The sequence below is a fragment of the Criibacterium bergeronii genome (assembly GCF_001693775.2).
Taxonomy (GTDB): domain Bacteria; phylum Bacillota; class Clostridia; order Peptostreptococcales; family Filifactoraceae; genus Peptoanaerobacter; species Peptoanaerobacter bergeronii.
In genome coordinates, this window is sequence record NZ_MBEW02000006.1 from 26252 (window position 1) to 51300 (window position 25049).

Annotated in this window: 22 protein-coding genes; 5 read left to right on the top strand and 17 right to left on the bottom strand. The window is 51.2% G+C overall.

What is annotated here, in order from left to right:
• Positions 1–28: 28 nt before the first annotated feature.
• Genes BBG48_RS03985 through BBG48_RS04005 form a run of 5 tightly spaced genes read right to left on the bottom strand, consistent with a single transcriptional unit; the run spans position 29 to position 6370 of the window.
• Positions 29–1777 (bottom strand): ABC transporter ATP-binding protein, encoded by a 1749-nt coding sequence (locus BBG48_RS03985; protein ID WP_068912387.1) that lies wholly within the window; start codon positions 1775–1777, stop codon positions 29–31.
• Complete coding sequence (locus BBG48_RS03990; RefSeq protein WP_243446736.1) at positions 1771–3540, bottom strand: ABC transporter ATP-binding protein; 1770 nt, start codon at positions 3538–3540, stop codon at positions 1771–1773. Before BBG48_RS03990 ends, BBG48_RS03985 begins: the two co-directional genes overlap by 7 nt.
• 28 nt (positions 3541–3568) lie before the next feature.
• Complete coding sequence (locus BBG48_RS03995) at positions 3569–4153, bottom strand: MptD family putative ECF transporter S component (protein WP_068912383.1); 585 nt, start codon at positions 4151–4153, stop codon at positions 3569–3571.
• Between the two features lie 12 nt (positions 4154–4165).
• Positions 4166–5632 carry an ABC transporter ATP-binding protein gene (locus BBG48_RS04000; protein WP_068912381.1) on the bottom strand — a complete coding sequence of 489 codons (1467 nt, stop codon included), beginning with the start codon at positions 5630–5632 and terminating at the stop codon, positions 4166–4168.
• A gap of 15 nt (positions 5633–5647) precedes the next feature.
• Positions 5648–6370, bottom strand: coding sequence for an energy-coupling factor transporter transmembrane component T (locus BBG48_RS04005; protein ID WP_094754383.1), 723 nt, complete (start codon positions 6368–6370; stop codon positions 5648–5650).
• A gap of 154 nt (positions 6371–6524) precedes the next feature.
• Between BBG48_RS04005 and BBG48_RS04010 the strand changes: the two genes are divergently transcribed.
• From BBG48_RS04010 to BBG48_RS04030, 5 genes are all read left to right on the top strand, one after another.
• A complete protein-coding gene (locus BBG48_RS04010) occupies positions 6525–7472 on the top strand; it encodes a helix-turn-helix transcriptional regulator (protein WP_068912379.1) in 948 nt (315 codons plus the stop codon).
• Positions 7473–7574: 102 nt separating this feature from the next.
• A complete protein-coding gene (locus BBG48_RS04015; protein ID WP_207747776.1) occupies positions 7575–7934 on the top strand; it encodes a helix-turn-helix transcriptional regulator in 360 nt (119 codons plus the stop codon).
• Positions 7935–8166: 232 nt separating this feature from the next.
• The gene (locus BBG48_RS04020) at positions 8167–8496 is read left to right on the top strand and encodes a plasmid mobilization protein (protein ID WP_068912378.1); all 330 of its coding nucleotides are present in this window, start codon (positions 8167–8169) and stop codon (positions 8494–8496) included.
• Positions 8457–9809, top strand: a complete 1353-nt coding sequence (locus BBG48_RS04025; RefSeq protein ID WP_068912376.1) for a relaxase/mobilization nuclease domain-containing protein — start codon at positions 8457–8459, stop codon at positions 9807–9809. The genes BBG48_RS04020 and BBG48_RS04025 overlap by 40 nt, the downstream gene beginning before the upstream one ends.
• 104 nt (positions 9810–9913) lie before the next feature.
• Positions 9914–10279 carry a DUF6050 family protein gene (locus tag BBG48_RS04030; RefSeq protein WP_068912374.1) on the top strand — a complete coding sequence of 122 codons (366 nt, stop codon included), beginning with the start codon at positions 9914–9916 and terminating at the stop codon, positions 10277–10279.
• A 178-nt stretch (positions 10280–10457) separates the two neighbouring features.
• On the opposite strand, the gene BBG48_RS04035 is transcribed toward BBG48_RS04030, so the two are convergent.
• The 12 genes from BBG48_RS04035 to BBG48_RS04090 form a co-directional block, all read right to left on the bottom strand.
• Positions 10458–10823 (bottom strand): cysteine-rich VLP domain-containing protein, encoded by a 366-nt coding sequence (locus BBG48_RS04035; RefSeq protein WP_094754381.1) that lies wholly within the window; start codon positions 10821–10823, stop codon positions 10458–10460.
• Complete coding sequence (locus BBG48_RS04040) at positions 10820–11026, bottom strand: transposon-transfer assisting family protein (protein ID WP_068912372.1); 207 nt, start codon at positions 11024–11026, stop codon at positions 10820–10822. The genes BBG48_RS04035 and BBG48_RS04040 overlap by 4 nt, the downstream gene beginning before the upstream one ends.
• A gap of 2 nt (positions 11027–11028) precedes the next feature.
• Positions 11029–11970 (bottom strand): hypothetical protein, encoded by a 942-nt coding sequence (locus BBG48_RS04045; RefSeq protein ID WP_068912370.1) that lies wholly within the window; start codon positions 11968–11970, stop codon positions 11029–11031.
• A 4-nt stretch (positions 11971–11974) separates the two neighbouring features.
• On the bottom strand, positions 11975–15493 hold the full coding sequence (locus BBG48_RS04050; RefSeq protein ID WP_243446737.1) for a YodL domain-containing protein: 3519 nt from the start codon (positions 15491–15493) through the stop codon (positions 11975–11977).
• A gap of 113 nt (positions 15494–15606) precedes the next feature.
• On the bottom strand, positions 15607–17718 hold the full coding sequence (locus tag BBG48_RS04055) for a DNA topoisomerase 3 (RefSeq protein WP_068912369.1): 2112 nt from the start codon (positions 17716–17718) through the stop codon (positions 15607–15609).
• The gene (locus BBG48_RS04060) at positions 17715–18413 is read right to left on the bottom strand and encodes a DUF4366 domain-containing protein (RefSeq protein ID WP_068912367.1); all 699 of its coding nucleotides are present in this window, start codon (positions 18411–18413) and stop codon (positions 17715–17717) included. The genes BBG48_RS04055 and BBG48_RS04060 overlap by 4 nt, the downstream gene beginning before the upstream one ends.
• Entirely contained in the window at positions 18403–18660 is a 258-nt protein-coding gene (locus tag BBG48_RS04065) for a DUF4315 family protein (protein ID WP_068912365.1), read from the bottom strand. Before BBG48_RS04065 ends, BBG48_RS04060 begins: the two co-directional genes overlap by 11 nt.
• A 23-nt stretch (positions 18661–18683) precedes the next feature.
• Complete coding sequence (locus BBG48_RS04070) at positions 18684–20801, bottom strand: CD1108 family mobile element protein (RefSeq protein ID WP_456297786.1); 2118 nt, start codon at positions 20799–20801, stop codon at positions 18684–18686.
• Complete coding sequence (locus BBG48_RS04075; RefSeq protein WP_068912363.1) at positions 20798–21748, bottom strand: DNA-methyltransferase; 951 nt, start codon at positions 21746–21748, stop codon at positions 20798–20800. The genes BBG48_RS04070 and BBG48_RS04075 overlap by 4 nt, the downstream gene beginning before the upstream one ends.
• The gene (locus BBG48_RS04080) at positions 21745–24192 is read right to left on the bottom strand and encodes a VirB4-like conjugal transfer ATPase, CD1110 family (RefSeq protein ID WP_272159890.1); all 2448 of its coding nucleotides are present in this window, start codon (positions 24190–24192) and stop codon (positions 21745–21747) included. Before BBG48_RS04080 ends, BBG48_RS04075 begins: the two co-directional genes overlap by 4 nt.
• A complete protein-coding gene (locus tag BBG48_RS04085) occupies positions 24104–24496 on the bottom strand; it encodes a PrgI family protein (protein WP_068912360.1) in 393 nt (130 codons plus the stop codon). The genes BBG48_RS04080 and BBG48_RS04085 overlap by 89 nt, the downstream gene beginning before the upstream one ends.
• 17 nt (positions 24497–24513) lie before the next feature.
• Complete coding sequence (locus BBG48_RS04090) at positions 24514–24990, bottom strand: MT-A70 family methyltransferase (protein ID WP_456297787.1); 477 nt, start codon at positions 24988–24990, stop codon at positions 24514–24516.
• Positions 24991–25049 lie beyond the last annotated feature (59 nt).

Below are 25049 nucleotides of genomic sequence, written 5' to 3' on the forward strand. Positions count from 1 at the left end.
GGCACACCTCCTTTTATGCTTGCTCTCGTCAAATACTCCAGGACGAGGCTTCATACTGAATATTCCACAGCTTTTGGTACAATCCGTCCTGTGAGACAAGCTGATCGTGTGTTCCGCGCTGCGTTATTTTCCCGTTTTCTAATACAAGAATTTGATCGACATTTTTTATTGTGGAAAGTTTGTGTGCTATCATAATGACGGTCTTATCTTGCAACAGTTCCTGTAAGGCCATCTGAATCATAAGCTCATTTTCCACATCCATGTTCGCTGTTACCTCATCGAGCAATACAATAGGAGCATCCTTTATAATTGCTCGCGCAATGGATAGCCGCTGCTTTTCACCGCCGGATAGTTTTGTTCCACCTTCCCCCAACACGGTATCATATCCATTTTCGAGTTGCATAATAAATTCATGGCAGCGAGCACGTTTGGCTGCTGCGACAACTTCATCCATGCTTGCGCAAGGATTCCCAAGCCGAATATTATTAAAAACGGTATCTTGAAATAACATCACATCCTGAAATACAAAGCTCAAATTATGTAGCAGATATTCATAGGATACTGTCCGAATGCTTTTTCCACCAACCTTTATTGCTCCTTGCTGCACATCCCAAAATCGTGCCAGTAAGTTGATGATTGTTGTCTTTCCGCTTCCTGACAAGCCCACCAATGCGGTCGTCGTTTTTTCCGGCACACAAAATGATACCTGTTGTAAAACAGGTGTGCGATCATAAGCAAATGTGACATCCTGATAAGAAATATCAAAGTTTCGCGGCTGCTCTTTCCCTGAAATATTCTCCATAGCGGGTATTTCTTTAATTGCTTTCATGCGGTCGATGGACTGCTGTGTCATTTTTGAAAAGATACTAAATATCCCCATAGCCTCAACCCCTTGAAAAAGGCTGAAAGAAGCTACAACTAACAGAAACAATCTCAAAAAATCAGCTTCGCCTCGGAGATAGAGTATTCCCGATAGAAGGACGGTTCCAGAGGTAATAAGACGAAACCAAAACTGAAAAGAAGCCATCGGGAACAAATGCGCAAGTTCATTCAAAATAGAATCTTTGCGAAGCCTTGTAAATATGAGCCTGATTCTTGACGCCTGTTCATTTTCCAGACAACAAGATTTTAATATATGAATACCCCGGATAAATTCAACGGTTTCCTCGGTTACTTCTCCGATTAGATTCTGTCGATTTATATTTAGACGATCTTGTGTCGTGGCAAAGTAGCGATAGGAAAACCACGCGGGAATCAAAAGAACAACCGTTAAAACAAAAATCCTGTAATCTACATGAAAAAGGAAAAATAAACCAATCAGTAGGGCAGGAATCCCCATGGCGGCCTTTTCGATCACCCCCAAACCTTCAATTTCCAGAAAGGCCGCGTCGGAAGTGATGGTTGAAACCAAATCGCCTAAATTTCTTCCTGTGAAGAAACCAAGTGAAACACGTTTTAGATGTTCTCCCAGCCGAATGCGCTCCTCACACATTGCCTTATATCCCGCCCCTGATCGCAGTCGCATTGTAAAATAACGCAGGAAAATGCGGATCAGAACGACAGCCATCATTACACCCATATATAAAAAGACTGTTTCTTTACTTAACCTCGTTGTTGCGGTCGGATTAAATTCCGGCATTTCGGATACCATGAGATATGAGATAATGAGCGGGATCATAAGTAGTACACCGTCACAGAAACTAAAAAGCAGGGAAACATAAAGCTGATATCGCTGACTTTGTATCAAGCGCACAAATTCTTTTATAGTTTTCAGCATACTTCCACCTCCGCTTTCCCTGCTAACTGCGTGGAATCCTCCTCAAAATAGATAGACCACATTTTTTGATAGACTGCACAGGTTTTCAATAATTCTTCATGGGAGCCAACAGCAGCGACGCGCCCACCATTTAAGACAACGATCTTGTCACAATTCTTAATCGTCGTTAATCTATGTGCAATAACGATGAGGGTTTTTTCTCTGCATAACTCCTGTAAAGATACCTGAATTTTATGCTGATTTTCCATGTCTGTGTAAGCGGTCGCTTCATCCAGAATCAGAATCGGTGCGTTTTTCAATATGGCACGAGCAATAATGATTCTTTGGCGTTGTCCGCCAGATAGTTTTATGCCATCGTTGCCAACAATGGTATGATAGCCCTCTTGTAAAGCATCAATAAACTCCGCGCATTGTGCCTGTGTTGCCGCAGCGATTACCTGTTCATCCGTTGCAGATGGATTACCCAGCCTGATATTCTCTAAAATGGATAAATTGAATAGAAAGGTATCCTGTGTAACATAGCTGATCCTTGACATTAACGATGACAAGGGGAGATTTCTGTAATCGACACCGCCGATCAGAATACTCCCTTCTGACACATCCCAAAATCTCGCAAGCAGATTCGCTATCGTTGTTTTTCCGGCGCCAGACGGCCCAACGATGGCAACTTTTTCCTTTTCCTGAAACACCAATGAAATGTTCTGCAATACTGTCTCTTTTTCATACGCAAAGGAAACATTGCGAAGCTCTATTTGATTGCCGGAAGGCACTTGGCCTTTGTTATCCTCATTTAATTCTGGTAATTCTGGCGCGGATAAAACCTCGTTAATCAAGCGTTTTCCGTTTCGGATATGATAAAAATTATCCATAAAGTCAGTAAACTTAAGCAGAGATGTACCGGTTCCCAAAGATAGTAATACCGAAAACAGAAATACGTTTCCTGACAAATGAGCCTGTGCGTACAAATAACCCCCAACGCAAAGAACGCTTACTATAATTGAGGACAAGAGCACAAGTGACGGTGCGGCCGCGGCATACATTCTGCGATATAGCTTCAATGTCGAACTTTTGTATTTTTGGATGGATTCCTCATACTTTGTGTAGGCTTCTTTTTCCTGACCAAAGATTTTGATTTCCTTGTTTCCGCGGATGTATTCAATAATCCGCCCGTTCATATTCTCCAGCGCAGCATAGTAAGTATTTGCAAACTCATTCATAATCCCAATATACATCGGGAGATAGAACAGCAGCGTCAACGTGGCAGGAACTAAAACGGACAATGCCATACGCCAATCAACCACAAACAGGAGGCCGATAATTCCAGCCGGAATCAGGACATTGGAACTTATCTCCGGGATTGCGTGTGCCAGAGGATATTCCAGCCGTTCCGTTCCATCAATCAGTATATGATGAAAGTGTCCGGCCCCCTGTATCTGCATATAGCCCATAGGCATTCGCAGCATTTTATCTGTTATCGCAATCCGCATCTGCTCCAATATGCGAAAAGCTGTCTTGTGGGATATTGCCGTTGAAGCGTTGTGCATCGCTAACTGCAAAATAAATGCCATAAGCATAAAGAACGCGGCAAGGAAAACTTCCCGATAAGAAAAGGGCGTCTGTATATTGACTAACAAGCGATAGGCGATGTAGTAAGGGACGAGTCCGAAAAACACACCGATCACCGCCAGCGCAATAGAGCTGATGTATGCTTTTTTGTATGGCTTTAGAAAATCTCGGAATTGTATCACGTTTTTCGTTTTCACAATGAACACCCCCTTGCAGCTATTCTTATCAGTCCATGTTTTTGAAATGTCTTTTCAGAATGAGTTTCCCAACATAAACGCCAACAATACCACAGAGAATAGCTGATACGACACCAATCACAGCAAATCCGCCGGTTAAATATCTTATGTAGCCATACATTTCTTCTTCCGTAACGCCCATTTCTACCCATTTATTTATTTCTCTATCTAAAAAGAAAATGAACGGAAAACAGCCGCCAAAGAAGTACGCAGCTTGCGTAAAGCCATAGCCAATTCCAATGGATATGGTTTTGAAATTTGTCTTGGCAATTATTACATCAGCAATCAGGCTTGTAACAATAACGAAAGGCAAACAGGTAATGCTCCCCATCCCTGTAAGCGTAAAGATTGCCACCCCCAAGCTGACAAGAAGCGTCATTGCCCCAAAACGCTGAATCTTCTTAACAACAAATAAAACAACCGTTCCCATGATGAGCGCAGTAATACTCGAAGTAAACACGTGCATAACCGGCACCATTGCAGCGGTCAACATACCTACGCCATAAATCACAGCAGCATCAATGGCAGCCAGCAAGCCGATCAGAACAAAATCACTGATTTTCCACTTTTTCATTGCATGAACCTCCTATAATTTTTCTTTAAAAATATTCTCCAGCACTGTTGTATCTTTTAAGGGGAAGTCTCTTGTTATTTTCCCATTCTCCAAAAGGATTACGCGATTGCAAACGGATAGTATGAACTCATAATCATGTGTAATGACAATAGACGCATTCTCATTTCCAGTGATGGACTCAATCAAATCACAGACATTTTTCATGTTGCCATAGTCCAAACCGCTGGTAGGTTCATCGAATACATTGATCCTCTTGTTCAGCAAATAGGATGCGGCAATGACTAATCGCTGTTTCTGCCCCATTGACAAGGTGGTTGGATGCTGAGATTCCAAAGAGGATAGCCCAAGTAATGACAAAATGCTATGGATACGGTTTTCAATGTTAGGTGATCTCTCGCTTCCAAGAAGCAAGTCATCATAAACGCTGCACCCAAACAACTGAAAATCTACGTTTTGCATCACATAACTTGCAAATCGGTTTCTGTCGCGCGAGGAAAGCGGACGTTCCATAAAGCGAATACACCCTTGTTGCTCTTTTATTAAACCGCACAGGATTTTCCCAAGCGTAGTCTTTCCACAGCCATTTTTCCCAATCAAAGCGATCCTGTCGCCTGGGTACACAGAAAAACTGATTCCTTTAAGAATGTTGGTGAGCTTTTCATACCCAAAGAAAAGGTTATCAAGTACCAAAAGAGGGTTACTACCTTTTTCTGTGGACGGGTTACTTATAGAATTTTGAAAAAGGTGCAGCCCGCGTAACCCTTGAAGGTGTAATTCGTCATTACTTGCAGCTTTCAATGTCGCGCCCTCATAGATACGGGACATCTTGCCGCACTCAAACACGATTAACCTGTCGCAAACGTCCGCGAGATAGTAGAGGCGGTGCTCAATGACGATAATCGTATATCCTTTTGATTTTAATTCCGCAAGTGTGGCTTTTAGCAAAGCTATGGACTGATAGTCTAAATTAGAGGACGGCTCATCCAGCAAAAGGACATCTGCATTCAGCATCAAAGTGGAAGCGATTGCCACTTTTTGCTTTTCGCCACCGGACAGCTCAGATATTTTTTTTCCAATCAGCGGAGACAGTGAAAGCATAGAAGCGATGCGGTTTAGCCGCATTTCTATTTCGCCTTTAGGAACTCCGTAATTTTCACAAGCATAGACAAGATCGGAAAGAACATCTGCCGTAAAAAACTGACTTTCAGGATTTTGAAAAACAGAAGCAACAAGCCTTGAAATATCACAGATCCGCAAAGGTGTACTCTCTTTGCCGTTCAAGTAAATATTGCCTTTCTTTTCCCCTTCAAAAAAGTGTGGGCAGAGGCCGTTAATGCACCGAAAGAGCGTTGATTTTCCGCAACCGCTTCGTCCTGTCAGAACCACTACCTCACCTTTTTTTATGAAAAAGGAAATATTTTGTATTGTCGGTGCAGCGTTATCTTTATACCGATAACTTAAATCGTTTAATCGAACCATGAATACACCACCTTGTCAAAACAAATGAAGTTTTACACTCATAAGCAACATAACGAAAGCTGATGACGAAAAGATAACATCTATCCCTTTTACTTTGACATCAAAATAAGAGCTTCTTTGTCCTTGATTTTCAATTCCTTTTACAAGCGCCGCACAAGAAAGCTCCTCTGATGTTCGCAAACTGCGAAACAGCATTGGCACAATGACATATTCAAGCATCCGAAGCGGATGAAATAGAATTCCACGCCATGACGTATCAATCCCTTTTAGTTTCATTGCCTCAATAATCGTCAAGAAATCGTTTTTCATTGACGGGAAATAGCGAAGCATCACCGTCATACTGATGATAACTCCTTTTGGCAACCGGCATCGTCCGAGTGCCGTAGTGATTTCAGAGATATTCTTTCGCTCTTTTATTGCGATTGCCAGCATGAGAAACGGAATGATCCTCTGGATAATGAAAGCGATGATTCCAATAACGGAAAGAAGGGAGCCTTGAAAGATGGAGCCATTTGAATGTGTAATTGCAAAATAGTACAAAAAGAGAACGGCAAATACAATTGTGCATCGAATCACAGTTGCATAAAGCCCGAAAACCATTAACGCCGTTCCTGCGATAACAAAAGCGATCAATGTTACCTCTGCTTTGCCAGAAAGCAACATAAAGAGCATAATTAAAACATCCAGAAAAAGGAGCGTTCTGAAATCAAGGTTCACAATCATTTTTTTGTCTGTCACATAATCACTCCTCTCTTACTTTTGGACTTCCGCGAGGCTACCTTTTATGCTATAATAGCAGACGTGGTTAGAGATGTCTAACTATGTTGGTGACTCTTAGCCGCGAGCCGCTTTTTTTAGCTCACAGCATAAATTGAAATGAGGTATGCTTATTATGAATAGAAGCCATCAAAGTTTTTTGCAGCAAAACGGCAGTACTCTTTTAGAAAAAGAGGCCGAGATTTGCGGATTTAAGACATATCAATTTCGTTCCTCGAACGGTTATGGGAAAACATCTATTTTTGAACTTGGATCGCGCGCAACGATCTCATTCTCGGATCATCTGTATTATAACGATTTTGAATATGCTGTGCTGTCTGAGGATTCTGTTGTGATACATCAGTACGATTCTATCCTTACAGATAACCGTTTCCGTATCGGGCAAGTTCATACAGGGATGCAATATATTGAGCGTACCGCAGAAAATGAGGTGCAGCGATATATAATAAAAAAGGGAACACCGGCGAAAACAATCGGGATTCAACTCATGCCAGAGTATTACGATTATTACTTAAAGAAGGAATTTAACATCGGCTATTCCGTATTTGAAGAAATGTTGCATTGCAATACAAGAGAAATGTGTATCCCCTCATTGTCTGCGGTCTTTCATCAGATATTAGGGTTTAGAGGTGATGACATAAGCTCCACAATTTTTTACAGGGCAAAAATAGATGAAGCGGTTTCTTTGCTTTTTCAAAATGCGAAAAGGGCAAAGAGTGGAGCTGCTATATCTAAAACAGATTACAGGTCAATTATAAACATTGTAGAGTATATGGCGCAAAATGTAGATATTGCGCTCTCGCTAGGCGAAATGGCGGAGTGCGCTTATATGAGCCCTGCAAAATTCAAATATACATTCCAGAGTGTGATGGGACATTCTTTTTCAGAACATTTCTTCTTGCTGCGAATGGCAAAGGCTTGTGATTTGCTTTTGAATAGCAATGAATACATTACAGCTATAGCACAAAGCGTAGGATATAAGAATGTTGGGAGTTTTTCCACGCAATTTAAGCGTTACGCAGGGATTCTTCCATCTGAATATCGAGCGACAAAGGTCAGGTAAACGGAATACCGAAAAGAATTGCGCTTGATTCACTTTGCCGGACTGTAGATAGTGCTGGCCACGTCCTTGCCATTCCATAGCGTTATACGGGAGGTGATTAGCTTGAATTGTAACCATCAAAGATACGACTTCAAACCTTTCGGGCAGGCCATCAAATCCACAAGGGAAAAGAAAGGTTTAACGCGAAAAGAACTTGCGGCGCAGATACGCATTTCTCCCCGCTACATAGCCTCTATTCAAAACAGCGGGCAAACCCCCAGCCTGCAAGTTTTCTATCGTCTCATCACTTGTTTAGATATGTCCGTCGATCAATTCTTTTTCCCGGAGAAGGTCATCGCAAAGACCACCCAGCGGCGGCAACTCGACGCGCTCCTTGACAACATCAGCGAAAACGGCCTGCGGATCATCACCGCCGTTGCTAAAGAAATCGCAGATACCGAACAGAAAAACTCCTTGAAATAAGCAATTTTGTTCTCCGTTCTTTTGGCAAATTCAACTTTCCGTTGTAGTAAGGGATAGAGGATAAAACTTTCATAGCAAGCATAGGAAGCGGGTACCCACTTCCGTATTTTCGCCCTCCCGCGCTGCGGCGCGTCGGTTGAAAATTGCTTGTACCCTCACAGGCTATCGCCTGTTGGGGCAGACCCTTGGGAAGTGTCCCAAACCCTCTATGAACGGAAAGGAGCGTTAGAGCATGGACGGACGGAAAAGGACGGTGCAGCTAAAGTTTCGCGTGACGGAAGCCGAGCGCGATTTAATACTGGAAAAAATGAAGTTAATACCTACCCGCAACATGGCGGCGTATCTGCGGAAAATCGCAATCGACGGATATATCATTCAGATAGACCATAGCGACATAAAGGCAATGACCGCCGAGATACAGAAGATCGGGGTCAACGTCAATCAGATCGCGCGGCGCGTGAACAGTACGGGCAGCGTCTATCAAGAGGACATAGACGAGATAAAGGGGGTGCTGAATGAGATATGGCGGTTACAAAGATTAAGCCTATTAAAAGCACGTTGAGCAAAGCCCTCGCCTATATCCAAAATCCCGCCAAGACAGAAGAAAAAATGCTTGTGTCCTCGTTCGGCTGCTCCTATGAAACGGCAGATATTGAGTTTGCATATACCCTGTCGCAAGCGTTGGAGAAAGGCAACAATTTAGCCCACCACCTCATGCAATCCTTTGAGCCGGGGGAAGTCAGCTATGAAAAGGCGCATGAGATAGGTCGGCAGCTTGCCGACGCGGTAACAAAGGGGCAATACGAATATGTTTTGACTACCCACATAGACAAGGGGCATATCCATAACCATGTGATTTTTTGTGCGGTCAATTTCATCGACCACCGCAAATACAATTCCAACAAGCGGAGCTATTACGGCATACGCAACATCAGCGACAGGCTGTGCCGGGAAAACGGCTTGTCCGTCGTTGCCCCCGGCAGGGGCAGTAAGGGAAAGAGCTATGCGGAGTACCAAGCGGAAAAGGCGGGTACAAGCTGGAAAGGCAAGCTGAAAATTGCCGTTGACGCGCTTATCCCGCAAGCGTCAGACTTTGCCGATTTTCTGCGGCTGCTGCAAGCTGCGGGCTATGAGATAAAGCCCGGTAAATACATATCTTGCCGCGCACCGGGGCAGGAACGCTTTACCCGTCTGAAAACGCTCGGCGCGGATTATACAGAGGAAGCCATAACGGAGCGCATCAAGGGCAGGCGCACCCGCGCCGCCAAAGCCCCGAAGCAGGAGCGCGGCGGTATCTCCCTTGTTATCGACATTCAGAACAGCATCAAGGCACAGGAAAGCCGGGGCTATGAGCATTGGGCGAAAATCCATAATCTCAAACAGGCGGCAAGGACGCTGAACTTCCTCACGGAAAACAGGATTGGCAGTTATGCAGAGCTTTCCGCAAAAATCGCGGAGGTGAACGCGGCAAGCGAACAGGCGGCAGACGCATTAAAGGGCGTCGAACGGCGGCTTGCGGATATGGCGGTCTTAATCAAGAATGTTACGACGTACCAAAAGACAAAGCCCGTCTATGAAGCGTACCGGGCAGCAAAGGATAAGGCGGCATACCGCGCCGCCCATGAGAGCAGTATCATATTGTTTGAAGCCGCCGCAAAAGCGGTCAAGCCCGCGTTGGTCGGTGGCAAGCTCCCCAATGTCGCCGCGCTGCAAGCGGAGTATGCAAAGCTCCAAGAACAAAAAGAAACGCTCTACGCCGACTATGGCAGGCTGAAAAAGCAGGTCAAGGAATACGACGTTATCAAGCGGAACATCGACAGTATTTTGCGGCGTGAAAGTGAGCCGGAGCGGGGTAAGGAAAATGTGCGCGGATAAATGCGGATTGTGTGGAAATCCCCGAAAAAGCATGGTATGATGAAACTATCCCAATGTAGGACTGCTGAACGCTATCCATATTTTTACGAAACAGAGGTGAGGTTATGACGCGAGGTGAGATATGGAAAGACTTTTTTAAGAAAACGGTTTTGACCGTTCTGATTGCCGGGGTGCTGTTTTATTGGGCTGCACTGGTATTCACAAAGGACGGGGTAACGAACTACTTTTATGTGTGGCTGTGCTGCGGCATCCCCTTTGGCATACGCCGTATGTTCGTGTGGCTTATCCCCCGCGGCTTCGACCTTTCCGGCACGGTGGGCGTCGTTGCGCTCAACTTCATTGTGGGCGGCTTGATCGGCGGCGTCATTCTGATATGGCGGCTTGCGGTCGCGGCATGGTATATCCCTCTGACGATATATCGGCTTCTAAACGTCGGCAGGGTCGGCGTAGCAGAAATCGGCGAGGAATAAGCAAAAAAGAGAACGGGGCGCGGCAGCCGATGATGGCCACCGCGCCCCGTCTTTTCATGGGTGCTGCTTTAAGTGTCTGTTACGCAGTAGAACACTGTTTTTGCGGGTTTAGGTATAATTCCCCTGTCATGCTCAAATCACATCTGAAAAGCGGCATGGCGTAAGGGCTTTTTCACGTCTACTGCGTAACGCGGGCGCGTCGTTTCCGCATCCGCTCGGCGGCTTGCCTGCGGGTGATCCGCTTGCGGCAGTCCGGGCAGTATTTGACGCTGTTTGAGGTGGACGCAAACGCCGCGCCGCACTCGGCGCACCGCCGCCTGTCCTCGGCTTGGTAAAGCTCCGCGTAAAGCAGCTTGTCAGCGGGAAGTACGGCGTTTTGAAACCACCTGCAAAGAAGCGAATAGGAAATGAGCTGCGGACAAACGCACTCGTCCCCATCGTCCAGCAAAATGCAGTTCCCGCCCATACAGTTGCAGCAGGTTTTCTTAATAAGGGCGTTCGCTTTGCGGCTCTGCTGCGGCGTCAGCCGTTTCAGCCCGCTCATACTTCGTCGGCGGCAGATACGGCGAGAGCGGCAAAGTCGGCGTCGCTCATGGCGCGGAGCTTTGCAAGGGTACGCAAGGCAAGCTCGCGCATTTCACCGTCCATATAGGGCAGCGCACCCGTCATTTCCCCGATAAGCTCCCCGCGCGTATCGGCGATGTAGATGCTGATAAGATTTGTTTCCTCAACGGTAAATCGGTTCATGCTCATACCTCCATTTCGTGATGTTTTGTTTTTGCCGCCCGCTTCGGAGCGGCTTTTTTCTTGTCGGCGGCAAGCTGCGCCCGGATAGAGGGGCGGGGCTTGCGAATATCCCGGTTGCGGTTTTCGTTCTTGTCGATCAGCGCATAGATGCCGTGCCTGCCCTCGATTTTGGAAAAGGTCAGCGTCTTGTAGGGAAGCAGCGAGAAAAGGCGGTCAACATCCCGGCTCGACACAAGCATCATAAACGCCGGGGCAAGCTCTGTCATGTAGTGGGTTTTGTTCGGGCTGTTGGGGCTGTACTGACGTTTCATTTCGGCAACAATGCGCCGCGCTTCGGCTTCAATCAGCCCGTCGCGCAAGGCGGCGATATGCGCCTTGAAGTCCCCCGGCGAAAGCTGCTCACGGCTGCGCCGTTCCTCTTGCAGAATGTCGCGCAAGGCTTCGGGGGCGTTTGGCTGCGCCTCAAAGCGTTCAAACTTGCCGTACTGCGGGTGGTCGTTGCCGTTAAACCATTGCTTTACGGGCTGCTCGACGCGCCCGTATTCATAGATAAGGGCGTTTGTGTCTGCGGGAAGCGCTTGCTCCCGAACGTGCCGGAAATGGGCGGCATAGTCCAGCTCATAGAGGTTTCCCCGGATTTTGCCGCGCTCCCTGCCCGTCAGCTCTACGGCGTAGGCAAGAATGCGGTCGCGTGTCTGCTCCCCGTGGAACTTCCATGTGTTGTATGGGCGGGTGTCTTTCAAGAAAACGTCGCGCTCCCGGAAGCAATGCGTCCCGGACGGACGGGAAAGCCACAAAAGCGTCCTGTCCTCACGGTCGGGGCTTGCAGCAGCTTTGTGAATGATCTCCTTGTCAATCTCAAAATCGCTTTGGTAAAAGCCGGTGTTTTGTTTCATCACCGCATCAAGGCAAGCCAGTATATCCACGTTTTCAAACTTCCGCATACGATCAGATCCTTTCCAAATCCTGCGTTTTGCTCCTTTGCGCCTTTCTCTGGGCGGTCTGCTCCTTTGCCGCCCGAAGCTGCGCACGGATCGAGGGCTTTTCCTCTTTTCCGCGCTCCTTATCGGCATGGATGGCGTTCGCAAGGTCAATCAGGGAAATCGGCTCACTCGCCTTTACTTTCTGCTCCAATTCCCCGACGGTGGGCGTCTGCGGCGTGTTGTTGATGATACCGTCAAAATTGTTGTCGTTCTGCTCAACAATATCCTCAACGTGCTTTAGATAATTCTGCGGCTGCAAAAACTCCGGCGTCTGTCGATAGCCGATGCTGTCAACGTAATGCGCCGTGTCTTGCCCGTTCTGATGCAGCACCACCACATCGGAAACGGAAAGGCTGTGTCCCTTAAAGTCTTTCGGGTGGTCGATATTAAAGCGGGTAAAAATATCTTCAAGGTTCGTACCCGGTGCAAGGGGCGCGGAATAGATCAGGTCATAGTTCGCCGGATCAACCGCGTGTCCCGCTGCGGTCAGACGGTCATAAGGCTCAAAGCGCAAATCCCGCGTTTCGTCGCCGCGTTTGAGCTGGTAAATGGAAAAGCTGTCCCTGTCCGGCTCCTGCGCCTGTGTGCGCTCCGCAAGCGTCTTTTCGGCACGTTGCAAAACGGCAGCGCTGACGGGGAGCGCATACAGCCCGGAAGCAGAGGAAAAGCCGACGTTGTTGAAAACATAGTCCACTTCACTATCTTTCAACGCGCCTGCCGCAAAATATTTCTCCCGCGTGGGTTCTGCACTCACCTTGCCATCCGCGATGTCGTAATTCAGCCCGGTTTCGATATGAGAACAGATTTTTCCGTCTACCGCCAGTGTCACATAGTACCAGCCCATATATCCGCTGCTTTGACTGTCTGCGCCGTCGTTGAACTCGACGTTGAGCAGGGTGTAGGGCTTCAAGCCCTTCTGCGCGGCAATGGCATTGTCCTTTGCTTCACGCTCCATGAGGGAAGTGAGGGCGGTTTCCTTTGTCACGCTGACGATCTCCGGGTTGTACCGCAGCAGGGTATCGTTGACAAGCTCCCGCTGTACCGCTGCGGTCTTTGCTTTCGGCGTAAGGCGGTTGCCGAGAAACAGGGACGCGCCGTTATCAAAGCGGATGGATATATCGCTTGTGTCGCGCCATTTTCCCGTACAGGGCGACGTTTCAATCCTGCCCGCAGTACCGCCAAACGCCTGCGCAATCACTCCGATTTTTTCCTGTGTGGAAAGTGTCTCGTATTTTTCTGCGATTGCGGCGGCTTTTTTCTGCAAGTCCGTAAGGGGTTTTTCGGTCTGCTGCTCCTGCGCGGCGGCAAGATCGGGCGCGGCTTTCTCGGCTTCGTGCTGCTTTTGCAGCTCTGCGATATGTCCGTCAATGCTGTTGATGATGTCTGCGGCGGCAGAGCGGATCGTTTCAAGGGAGCTTTTCAGCTCCGCAAGCTCCCGCCCGCTGCTCCACCCGGCTACATAGCCGAAAGAGTAGTCCGACGTATCAAGCCCGTAATGCTGGCAAACGGTGTAGGCGACGCTTTCCGCTTCCACCTCGCGGGTGCGGCGATCTACGCGGGGCTGCTGCTCGTCTTTGGGAGCGTTCAGGTCAATATCGTGCAGCTTTGCGTGGGCGATTTCGTGAATGGCGGTTTTGAGCGTTTGCAGCTCGCTCATACCCTCGTCAAGCGCAATACGCTTGTCCTCCAAGTGATAATAGCCGTGTGCGCCGCCCTCGATTTTCTCAAAGCCGATGGGGACGGGAGAGGTCTTTTCAAGGGCTGCGAAAAAATCACTGTATTGCTCCACATCGCCCGTCAGCGCGTCCACGGCAATATCCGGCAATTCCTTTCCCTCGGTTTGGGACACGTCAAAGACGGACACCACCTTGTAGGCGGGTATAGTGATCTCCTTTTCCTCGGTGACGGGCTTTCCGTCCCTGCCGATCACGGGCTTTTGGGTCTGCGGGTCGATTTTCTCCATTTCCTGCTTGATTTTGAACGGCGACGGGGCGATAATCTTAATGCCTTTTTCGCCTTTTTTGACATTGCGCTGAAACTGGTTTTTCCAAGCGGTAAAGCCCGCGATCAGGGAAGCGTCGGGCTTCTGCATGGCAATCAAGAGGGTGTTGTTGAAGCTGTAATTATGAAACTTTGACATGACGCGCAGATACTCCTTGTAGCGTTCGCTGTCGAACAGCTCCGTAATGCCTTGCTCCAAACGGTCGGTAATCTCCTTGAGCTTTTCGGCTGGCTTCTCTGCGGTAAGGTTGATAGGGATAACGGGCGGCGGCGGCTCGACAGTAAGGGGCGCTGCCTGCATCGCGGCGGCATCCATCTCCACCTTTTCCGGGTCAGGGCGCGTCGGCTGCGCTGCCTGCTGGGACGCGGTGTGCTGCGGCGGCTCGCCCTCAATGACATAACCCGGAAGCAGCAGCCCATTCACCTTGAACGGCTCCGCGTATTCTTTCGGAACGGGCGGCACAGTCTCGATAAACAGGCGGTCGTATGCCTTGATGCGTCCGGCAAGGTATTTTTCCATTGCCGCCTTGTCTGAAAAGGTCTTGCGCTCCTGTCCGGCGATTTTTACGTTTCGCTCATGGTTCGGTCCGTTGGTGCGGACACTCCATGTCAGGCTCCATGAATACGGCACGGATTTTTGCGCCTGCCTGTCATAGCGGGTATTTTCATAAACGTGGTAGCGCATCTGATAGACTGCGTTGCTGCGGAGCTGCCATTCATAATCTGTTTTCTCCCATTTGTTGGATGTGTGCTTGACGGGCGGCGTCTGCACATACTCGATGGCTTTTTCAAGAAAGCGGGTGTTGCCCGCCTGCTGCTCCCATGCAGCTGCCTCCGTTTTCAGCCTGTCAAATACAGCCTGCTCCGCCGCCGCGCTCTCCTGCCGCAGCCGTGTCAGCTCCGCAAGAGAAAGCCCGGTCAGCGCGGAAATATCCGCTTTCTCACTTTCAAAATAGATGCTTCGCTCAATTACCAGCTTTTTTGCTACTTCCAGCCTGTCAAAATCATAGCTGGAATAGTTCTTTTCCTGTTCGCTCACGGTTTTGCTCCTTTCTTTTGTTGGTGTGATAATGTCTTTTAGCGGCTGCTCCCACTTGCGCCCAAAGCCGCGCACGACGGTATCTCCCGCCGCGCCGTTTTCGCTGAACATTTGCAGGGTGGAAAACGCATTGTCAAAGGCAGTGATATTGTCTGTGCCAATATTCGGGGCGAAGTGGATAACACCGTCCGGGTAGTCCCTGCCTGTGCCGATCCAGCCCCGGATAAAGCTGTCGAAAGGGGCTTTCGCCCCGCTGTCAAAGTGTTCCTCGGCATGGCTTTTGTATAGCTGCCCGCCCCTGTACTGTCTGCCTAAAATCAGCTCTCTCGCCTGCGGGGAGAACATAAAGCGGCGGTTGTCGATTTCCCGCATATCAAAGGACATACTGCGGGTATCAAGAAGCATCAGGGCGGCGGTCAGCTCTGCTTTCGGCTTGTTCTGCATGGCTTACGCCTCCTTTCATCGTTACAGAGGGTTTGGGAAACTTCCCAACAAGCAAAATCCCCATTCTGCGCATAGCGTCAGAACGGGGATTTTACGGAAAGGGTACCCCTTTCCTATGCTTGCTGCGTAAGTTCTTTGTCCCTCGCAAGCTCGATACGGTAGTTGACATATTTCCCGCCCGTATCGGCTAATACAATGCTTCCGTCATAGGTTTTACCCGTTTTCGGGGAATACAGCTTTTTGACCTTCGCCCTGCCGCCCGCAAGCAGCGCGGCGGCGATTTTCGGGCTAAAGGCGGTTTTGCGTTCCTCAAAAAAGCGGTCGTTTTTCCACATGACAAAGGCGCAGCCCTTCTTTTCGCAGTAGTAGTTTTTCCTGCCCTCGCAGACGTTCCCGCCGCAGCGGGGGCATTTGCCGATCACCGTCCGTTCCTCTTTGAACAGGTCTTTCTGATTTTCGGAAAGAAACGGATAGGCTTTCACCAGCTCCCGCGCCATTTCTTCAATGCCCCGCATAAAGTCCTCCGGGTCGGCTGCGCCCTTTGCAATCTGCGTCAGAGCGTTTTCCCATTCGGCGGTAAGCTGCGGAGAGGTCAGCGTATCGGGCAGAACGCAAACAAGGTGGTTGCCGTTTTTGGTTGGAATAAGCTGTTTTCCCTTGCGCTGCACAAAGCCGGATTTGACCAGCTTTTCAATCACGGCGGCGCGGGTAGCGGGAGTACCAAGCCCCCGGCGTTCTGCGTCCGGGTCGGTGTCCGCGCTTCCGGCGCGTTCCATAGCCGAAAGCAGGCTTGCTTCCGTGTGCGGCTTCGGGGGCTGCGTGTCGTGCGCCGTAACTCTTGCGGCTGGGCTGTCAAAGCTCTGTCCCTCGGCAAAGGTCGGTACATCTAAAATACGCTCGATTTCCTCGTCGCCCTCTGCGTCGGGCTTTCCTTTCAGCGTCGCCCGGTAGCGTCGTTCAAGCTCTTTCCACCCGTCGCAAAGAACCGTCTTTCCCTTTGCCGTAAACTCGGTATCGGCACAGGAAAACACCGCCGTTACCGCATCAAAAACGTGTGGCTCGGCGGCGGCGAACAGCAGACGCGCCCCGGCAAGGGTGAGGATATTTCTTTCGCTTTCCGGCAGCGCGGTAAGGTCTGCTTTCGCAAGCTCCATTGTCGGAATGATGGCGTGGTGGTCGGACACCTTTTTGCTGTCAAGCGTCCGGGCTATGTCCGGCGTAAACGCCGCGCCTTTCATAAAGGGCAGCTTGCCGACAAGCAGCGCGGCGATATGCGCCGCCGTATCGCCCATGTCGTCGGTCAGATAATTGCTGTCCGTTCGCGGGTAGGTAAGCAGCCGCTTTTCGTAAAGGGCTTGTGCAAGGTCAAGGGTCTGTTTTGCGGTGTAACCGTAAATGCGGTTGGCTTCCCGCTGCAAGCCCGTAAGGTCGAACAGGCGGGGCGGCTGCTCGGTTTTCCTCTCACGCCTCACCGAAACGCACACGGCCTGCGACGCTTCGCAAGCCGTTTTTACCGCTTCCGCTTTTGCGGCGTTGGAGATTCTTGCGCTTGCCGCTTCCGCGCCGCCCACATCAAGACGGACGATATGGTAGGTTTCTTTCTTGAAAGAGGTGATCGCCGCATCCCGGTCTGCAAGCATTTTTAAGGTCGGCGTCTGAACGCGCCCTACGTTTAGAGTTTTGCCGTGAAGGACGGAGAAAAGGCGGGTGGCGTTGATGCCGATGATCCAGTCCGCTTTTGCGCGGCACAGAGCCGACGCATAGAGCGCGTCATACGCTTCGCCGGGTTTCAGCTCTGCAAAGCCCCTTTTAATTGCGCTTTTCTCCATAGAGGAAATCCAAAGGCGGGAAAAGGGCTTATCGCACCCCGCCGCATGGTAGACAAGGCGAAAAATCAGCTCGCCCTCGCGCCCTGCGTCGCAGGCATTGACAACCTCGGAAACGTCGCTGCGGCGCATGAGGTCTTTTAGGATTTTGAACTGCTTTTGCCTGTCTTTGAATACGGTATATTGCCACGGCTGCGGCAGAATCGGCAGGCTGTCATAGCTCCACTTTTTGTACTGCTCCCCATAGGCGGCGGCTTCTGCAAGCTCCACCAAATGCCCCACGCACCATGAAATGAGGTAGCCGCCGCCCTCCATATATCCGTCCTTTTTGTTCTTTACGCCAAGGGCGGCGGCAAGTGCCGCCGCCACACTCGGCTTCTCTGCAACGACTAACCTCATTCCTCGTCCTCCTGTTCCTCGCTGCCTGCTTCCGGCTCGTCCTCGTCGTAATCGTCAAAATCGAAATCGTCAAGGTCGGTGTCGCCCTTGATACCCTGCTTCGGCTTCATAATCTTAAAGTAGTAGAACGCGCCGCCACCGGCAAGCAGGGTAACAACAAGGAAGATCACAAGCCCGCCCGCTTTGCTTTTTTCTTTCTCCGGCGGCGCATCGTCCGGCTCCGGCACGGCTTCCTTGCCTACACATTCGGTCATATTGACAGAGCATACCGGGCAGGCGGTATTGACTGCGCCCGCCTTGCATTTGTCTTTACAGGTGCAAACGGCGGGAGCCTGCGCCTTGCCGCTGCCGTCCTCCATGAGCGCCATCAGGTCGGCTTCGTCCACCTGATTGAGAAAATGTACGGTGTTTTCGCCCTCGGCGGCGCGGTCAACGATGATGTAAAAGTAGTTGCCGTTTTTGCTCTGCACAACGATAAACTGCTTGTCCTCGGCGGCTTCTCCCTCAATGTCGTCAATCAGCGACAGATTACCGTCCGGCGTAAGGGGCTGCGGCTCGGTTTCTACGATCACGCCGCTGTCATTGGTGGGAATGTCCTCACCGCCGCCCGCATAGGCGGTAACAGAAAAGCCGCCCAAGAGGACAAGGGCGGCAAGCAGGACGGCGGCTGTTTTGAAAAAGCCGTTATTCTTCATCTTCGATTTCCTCCTGTTCCATGTAGTCTGTACCTGCGGCGGCAATGCCGGGGATCGGTTCGCCGGAAAGCAGGGCGGTAAGCTCTGCGGGGGTCAGGCGCATGGAGCGCACAAGAGCGATGATTTGCAGGTTTTCCGCTTCGGTTTTCTGCGCCGCAAGCTCTTTCAGCCTGTTCTGATACTCGCTGATCTTCTCCCGCGTTTTCTGCATTTCCTTTTCAATGCGGTCAATTTTGCTGTTTGTCATACTGTCAAAACTCCTTTCAAATTTTAATTCCAATTCATCAGCCCATAGCCCTTGATACAGGCGTAATCAAGAGGATAGCTTCTGATTTTGCAGGCGTCGCCGGAATTACCCTCCACGGTGTAAACGCGGCTTCCGTCTGTGCCGATTACGATACCTACATGGTCTGCGCTGCCGTCTAAATCCCAATCAAAAAAGATGGCGTCGCCGGGAGCGATATTCTCATAACCCCTCGCGCCCCATTGCCCGTGAGAGGTAAACCACGGAACGCCCTGCGACTGACAGCCCGCAAAGCGCGGCTCGGAAAGGCCAGCCTGTCCGTAGCACCAGGACACAAAGCAGGCGCACCAAGCCACGCGGCTGTCAAAGCCGTACCAGCTCCAGTAAGGCGCACCGCCTACATTGCCGACTTGCGATTTCGCTATATCCACAAGGGCGGTGTTGCCGGGGCGGGTGCCGTTGACAAAGGTAACGCCACTTAAATTCTCGGACGCGGAAGTATCCGCAGAGCCGCCGCCAAAAACGAGGGGTTTGTTGCCGCTTGTTTGCAAATAGACACGGTACATTTCAAGCTGCTCCGGCGTTAGAAGCTCCGATACAAAAGAGGATATAGATTTGTTCGTCAGCGTTACATTGAGAATGTAATAGTTATAGGGGACTTCAACGGTGTAGGTATAGGTATGGGTGTTGCCCTCCGCATCCGTGTAGCTGCCTGTGCGCCGTTCCGTGCGGTAGCGCACCTCGATTTCTTCCGTGACGGTCAGCTTGTATTGCAGATTGAAAATGCGGTCAAGCTCTGCCTGTGCGCTTTGCGGGGTGTATGTCTGCAACAGGGCAGTCAGGTAGGATGCTAATTCATGGGGATTATGCCCGATGTACGCAAGGTCGTAGCGGTATTCGTCATAGCCCGGATAATCGCGCTCGATATTGTCTATCCTGCTTTGCAGATCGTTTTCCTTTGCCGCATAATTGTTTTCCACCGCTACAAGGTCGCTGTCCTCCGATGTGTAAGAGGTTCCGATTACGCCGTTGACAAGCCCCGAAAAGAGAGCAGAGCCGGAGGAAATGGCGGACATCAGCATGATAAGCAGGAGCAGCGCACACCCGGCAATCAGAAAGGCTTTCCAATGCCGCCCTACAAAGGCGGCGGTCTTTTTCGTCGCTTCGGCGGTTTTCTTCGCTGCCTTGCGGGTGCTTTCTGCGGCTTTCCTTGCGGATTTTGCGCCGCCCGTTCGTACCGCCTTTGCATACTGCCGCTTGATCTGCTGCTTCTGCCAAAAGCGGGAAACGGGGTTAGACGCGGCAAGCTGCGGGTTGTCGTGCAGCGCCTTTTGATACTGAAAATCGGCGTTTGCCTTGAACGCGGCTTTTTCCGCTTTTGCCGCCGCCCGGTAGGGTTTCAGCTTGCGGCTGCGGCGGCTCTTTCGCACCTGCCGCGCCCCCGCCCGGATGCCGCGCTCGGCTAATTCCTCGCTCTTGTGCGCTCCCTCCACGCCGGAGTTGTCCTTTTCAACGGAATGTATCTTATTGTGGACGAAAACGCCGACCTCCTGCACGGGGCGGGAGAGGGGGTTGTGCTGCTGTCTGCTGCCCGGTATGGGTTTTTCCTTTTCCTCAAAGCGCAGGCGGGTTTTGCCCTTGCCTGCGGCTTCGTCAAAGGTGCGCTCTTTTGTCAAGACTTTCTTCTTCGGAATAGCCGCCCGTGCTTCGTCCAGGCGGTCGGCGGCTCTTTCCGATTTGCGGATCGCCTTTTGAAGCTCCGGCGTCGCCCGTTCTTCCTCGGTGAATTGCAGGCGTGAGGTCTTTGTTTTTGCCACCGCTTCCCGCTGCACTCGCTTTATCGCCTTTTTGGATGCTGCGCGGGTATGGGCAGCGTCGATATGCTCCAAAACACGCTCGGCTGCGGCGTCGTCCCGCTTCGGGGAAAGCTCCGGGGGATGGGGACGAGCTGCCGCGCTGCCGGAGGGATGCGGAAGCTGCTGCGCGGCTTCCTGCGCCGCCTGTTCGGGCTGCTTGGAAAAATCCGCGTCCTGTTCGCGCCCGCTGACCAGCTCGGCGGTGCCTGCGGTTTCGTTGACCTCGATAAGCCCGTCCCGGCTCATTTTCTGCGTAATTTTATCGCGGGGTTTCAGCTTTTTGCTCAATTTGTTTCACCTCCGATCCGCGCCCTTGCAAGGGTGCAATAGTCATAGTTCAGCTCAATGCCGATGTAATGGCGGTCAAGGCTTTTTGCCGCAAGCCCCGTCGTGCCGCTGCCGAAAAACGGGTCAAGGACAACGCCGCCCTTGGGACAGCCCGCCAAAATGCAGGTTTCCGCCAGCTTCGGCGGGAACGCGGCGAAATGCCCGCCCTTGTAGGGTACGGTGTTGATATGCCATACGTCCCGCTTATTCCGCGTGGTCGGCATGAGGGCTTCATCGTAGTAGCCGCCCGTCCGCGCCCGGTTGATGCCCTGCACCTTACCCTGTCCGGGTACCTCGCCGTCGTATTTGTGTCCCGCGCTGCGCCCGCCCCGGTATCGCGCCGCCGTTGTTGGGGCAATGGGTTCCGCAATGGCGGCGGCGTCATAGTAATAGCTCTTGGACTTCGTAAGCAAAAAGACGTTCTCATAGCAGCGGCTCGGTCTGTCCCGCACGCTTTCGGGCATGGGGTTGTCCTTCTGCCAAATAATCGCGCTGCGCAGATACCACCCGTCAGAGCGCAGGGCAAAGGCTAAAAGCCACGGAATACCGATTAAGTCCTTTTGCTTGCAGCCTGCCGCCCGTCTTGCAAGGGACAGGCTCTGCCCGTTTCTGCCTTTCGGGTTTTTCGGGTCGGTGTAGCTGCCCTTGCTGCCTGTGCCGCAGTAGGTATCGGCAATATTCAGCCAAAACGTACCGTCCGGGCGCAGCACCCGTTTCAGCTCACGGAAAACCTCGACAAGCCTTGCGATATACTGCTCCGGCGTGTCCTCCCGCCCGATCTGCGCGTCCATGCCGTAATCCCGCAGGGCGTAGTAGGGCGGGCTTGTGACGCAGCAATGGACGCTCTCGGCGGGCAGCTCCCGCAGGGCGCACAGCGCGTCGCGGTTGATGATGGTGTCTAATCTCATGTGCCGCCCACTTCCTCCGGGCGGGTCGTCATTACCCGGTATAGCTCGGTATTTTGTGGAAAACGGTCAAGGAAAGGCAGCACCACGTTTCCGTAGAAGATCAGCCCCTCGCCCGCTTCGGTATGGGTAACGTATTTCATCTGCTGCGGGGAGATATTGAGCTGCCTTGCAAGGATTTCCCGGTCGCCCTGCGCCTGATTGAGCATGAGGACAAAATCGCTGTTCTCAAAGATATTCTCAACTTCGCGGCTGCTCAAAAGGTCTTTGACATTCTGCGTGATGGCGGTTGGGATCCCGCCCCATTTACGAAAACGCTTCCAAATCTCCACGGAATAGGCGGCGGTTTGTTCCTCTTTGAGGAGCAAATGAAACTCGTCCATGTAGTAGCGGGTGGATTTCTTTTCAGCCCGGTTTATGGTTACTCTGTTCCACACCTGATCCTGCACAATGAGCATCCCCAGCTTTTTAAGCTGCTTCCCAAGCTGCTTGATGTCAAAGCAGACAAGGCGGTTTGAAAGCTCCACATTGGTACGGTGGTTAAAGACATTCAGACTGCCCGAAACGTAAAGCTCCAATGCCGCCGCCACCCGCGCCGCTTCCGGCTCCGGCTGTCTTAAAAGCTCGTCGTAAAGATCGCCGAGGATCGGCATTTTCGCCGGGTCGGGGGCGGCTAAAAACGGGCGGTACACGTTTCTTACGCTGCGGTCAATGACGGTCTTTTCCACGGGCATCAGCCCCTCCTTGCCGCCGATGACAAGCTCACAGAGGGAAAGGAGAAAATCGCTTTTCAGCGCAAGGGGGTTGTCGTCCTCACTGTAATTGAGGTTAATATCCATAGGGTTGACATACTGGGTGCTTGTGGGGGAAATGCGGATCACCTGTCCGTGCAGGCGGCGCACAAGGGGGTAATACTCCGCTTCCGGGTCGCAGATGATGATGTCGTCGTCGGTAATGAGAAAAGCGTTTGTGATTTCCCGCTTCGCCGCAAAGCTCTTGCCGCTTCCGGGGGTGCCGAGGATCAGACCGTTGGGGTTTTTCAGCCGCTTGCGGTCGCAAAGTATCATGTTGTTTGAAAGGGCGTTTAAGCCGTAATACAAAGCTGCACCCGTTTGGAAAAGTTCCTGCGTGATAAAGGGAATGAAAATTGCGGTGCTTGATGTGGTAAGCCCTCGCTGGATGGGGATCAGGTTCTCGCCCAGCGGAACAGAGGACATCAGCCCCGCCTCCTGCTGGTAGTCAAGGCGGGTAAGAGCGCAGTTGTATTTCTGCGCAATGCCTGCCGCTGCGAATATGTCATTTTCCAGCTTTCGCTTCGTGTCCGCCATATTGACTACAAGGAAAGTCAGGAGAAACATTCGCTCATTGCGGCTCTGTAAGTCCTGCAAGAGATTTTTCGCTTCACCGCCGAACATGGCAAGGTCAGAGGGGATGATGTCCATATCGTAGCCGCTGCGTACCGCTTTCTTTTGTTCCTCGATTTTCATTTTGTCAAGGTCGGTTATCTTGCGCTTGATGGTCTTGATAGCTTCGGTCTGGTCGATGCTCTTGATATGGAGATTGACGACGATCCCCGTTTCAAGGTCGAGAATATCCGCAAGCATACGGTCATTCAGCTCCGGCGCAAGGATTTCAAGGAAGCTGACCGCGCCGATTTTGCGTCCCATGCGGAAATATCTGCCCTCGCCGAAACGGAACGAGGACGGGGCGATAAAGTCCTTTGTGGTAAGCCCCGACGGGGTGAGCCAGTCCCAAGAGAAACGGAACGGTTCTCCCTCCGGGTGGAATACGCTGTGCAGGGCTTCCAGCCGTTCATAGCCCGTCATGGGGCGGGCGGCTGCGCCCAGCACCTTAAAATTATTCAGTATGTCGGTTTCAATACGGGCAAGCCGCGCCTTTGCCGCGTTCAGATTGTCCGCTTCCACGGAAAAGGTAATGTACTTTGACTTTACAAAGCCGTTGTTGCCCTTTGCAAGCTGATGTTTCAGCATATCCGCATATTCGGTGCGGATGGAATTGAAAGCGTCATTTTGCGCGGGGATCGCAACGACCTCCTCCGCGCCGCCGCTGCGCGTTCCCCGGTTTATAAAGGAAAGCTGCACACTAACGGTCGCGTCAAAATAGTTGAGAAAGTCGCACCAATTTTCAAAAATGGCGGTCTTATCGTCTGCCTGCGCAAGCTGATAGTTGATGTCGTCGTAGGCGATGCTCTTGGAGTATTTCTTTTCCGTAACCTTGCAGATACCGTCCGGGTACATGGCAAGATACGGTATGGTCTGCTGCGCGGTGTGCGCCTTTCCGTCGCCCTTTGCCGCTCGGATCAGGGCGGCGATTTCCTTTTTCTCGGCGCGGGTGAGCTTACGCCTGTTTCCTGCGTGTTTTGCGTTTGCCGTTGACAATAGCCGATACCTCCTTTTCAAGTTGTCTTTGCCGTTCGAGGACGGCATAGAAGTTTTCCGTCTGATAGGGTCTTTCTTTCGGACGGATAAATTTTGTCTGTATGATGTTCTTAATCAGCGTTTCAAGGGGCTGCCCGTGCTTTTCGTACATGGCAAACAGAAAGCAGGGCAGCATAACGAGGATCATTACGAACGCCGCAAGGCTTGTGCCAGTGCTGCCTTTGAGCAAAAAGAAAAGCGGCAGTCCAACAAGGAGCGCCGCCGCGAAGAATATGAGCTGCCTTTTGGTAAGGTTAAAGGCAACCTTTGTCTTTATGCGGGACAGGTCTTTTGGAACGGGTACATACGCCATAGAAAAATCTCCTTTCGTTACATTTCAATACTGTTTGGGAGTTCGTTGCCCCATATATCCCACCCCGGCGTTTTCTGTCTGGCAAACAGCTCAATACGGGGCAAATCCCCCATAAGGGCAACGATTTTTTCCCGCGCTGCATCCGGCTTTTTGCTGTGCTGCTCTATGGGGCTGATAAGAAACTGATGTACGCCCGCCGACTGCCGCTTGGGTTTGCCCTTGGTCGCCAGCAGACAGATTTCCGCGTTACTGCGCGTCCAATAGCCCATACCGTAAAACCAGGACGGGCTTTTGCGGTTACGTTTGAGCCAAACGAACGCCACAGTCCGATACCGAAAGCCCCATGCGCGGATCAGCCGCAGAGCTTCGGGAAGCTGCGGAAAGGTCGCCCACAAAAACAGGGCGCAATCCTTCGCCGCCAGCTCCGGCACGGGCAGGGCGCACAGCTCGTCAATGCTCATGGTGGGATAGTGCTTTTCCGCCGCGCCCTGCACCTTGCTCCGTTCATACCGCCACGGGGGATCTGCGTAAATAACGCTGTATTTCTTGGTGA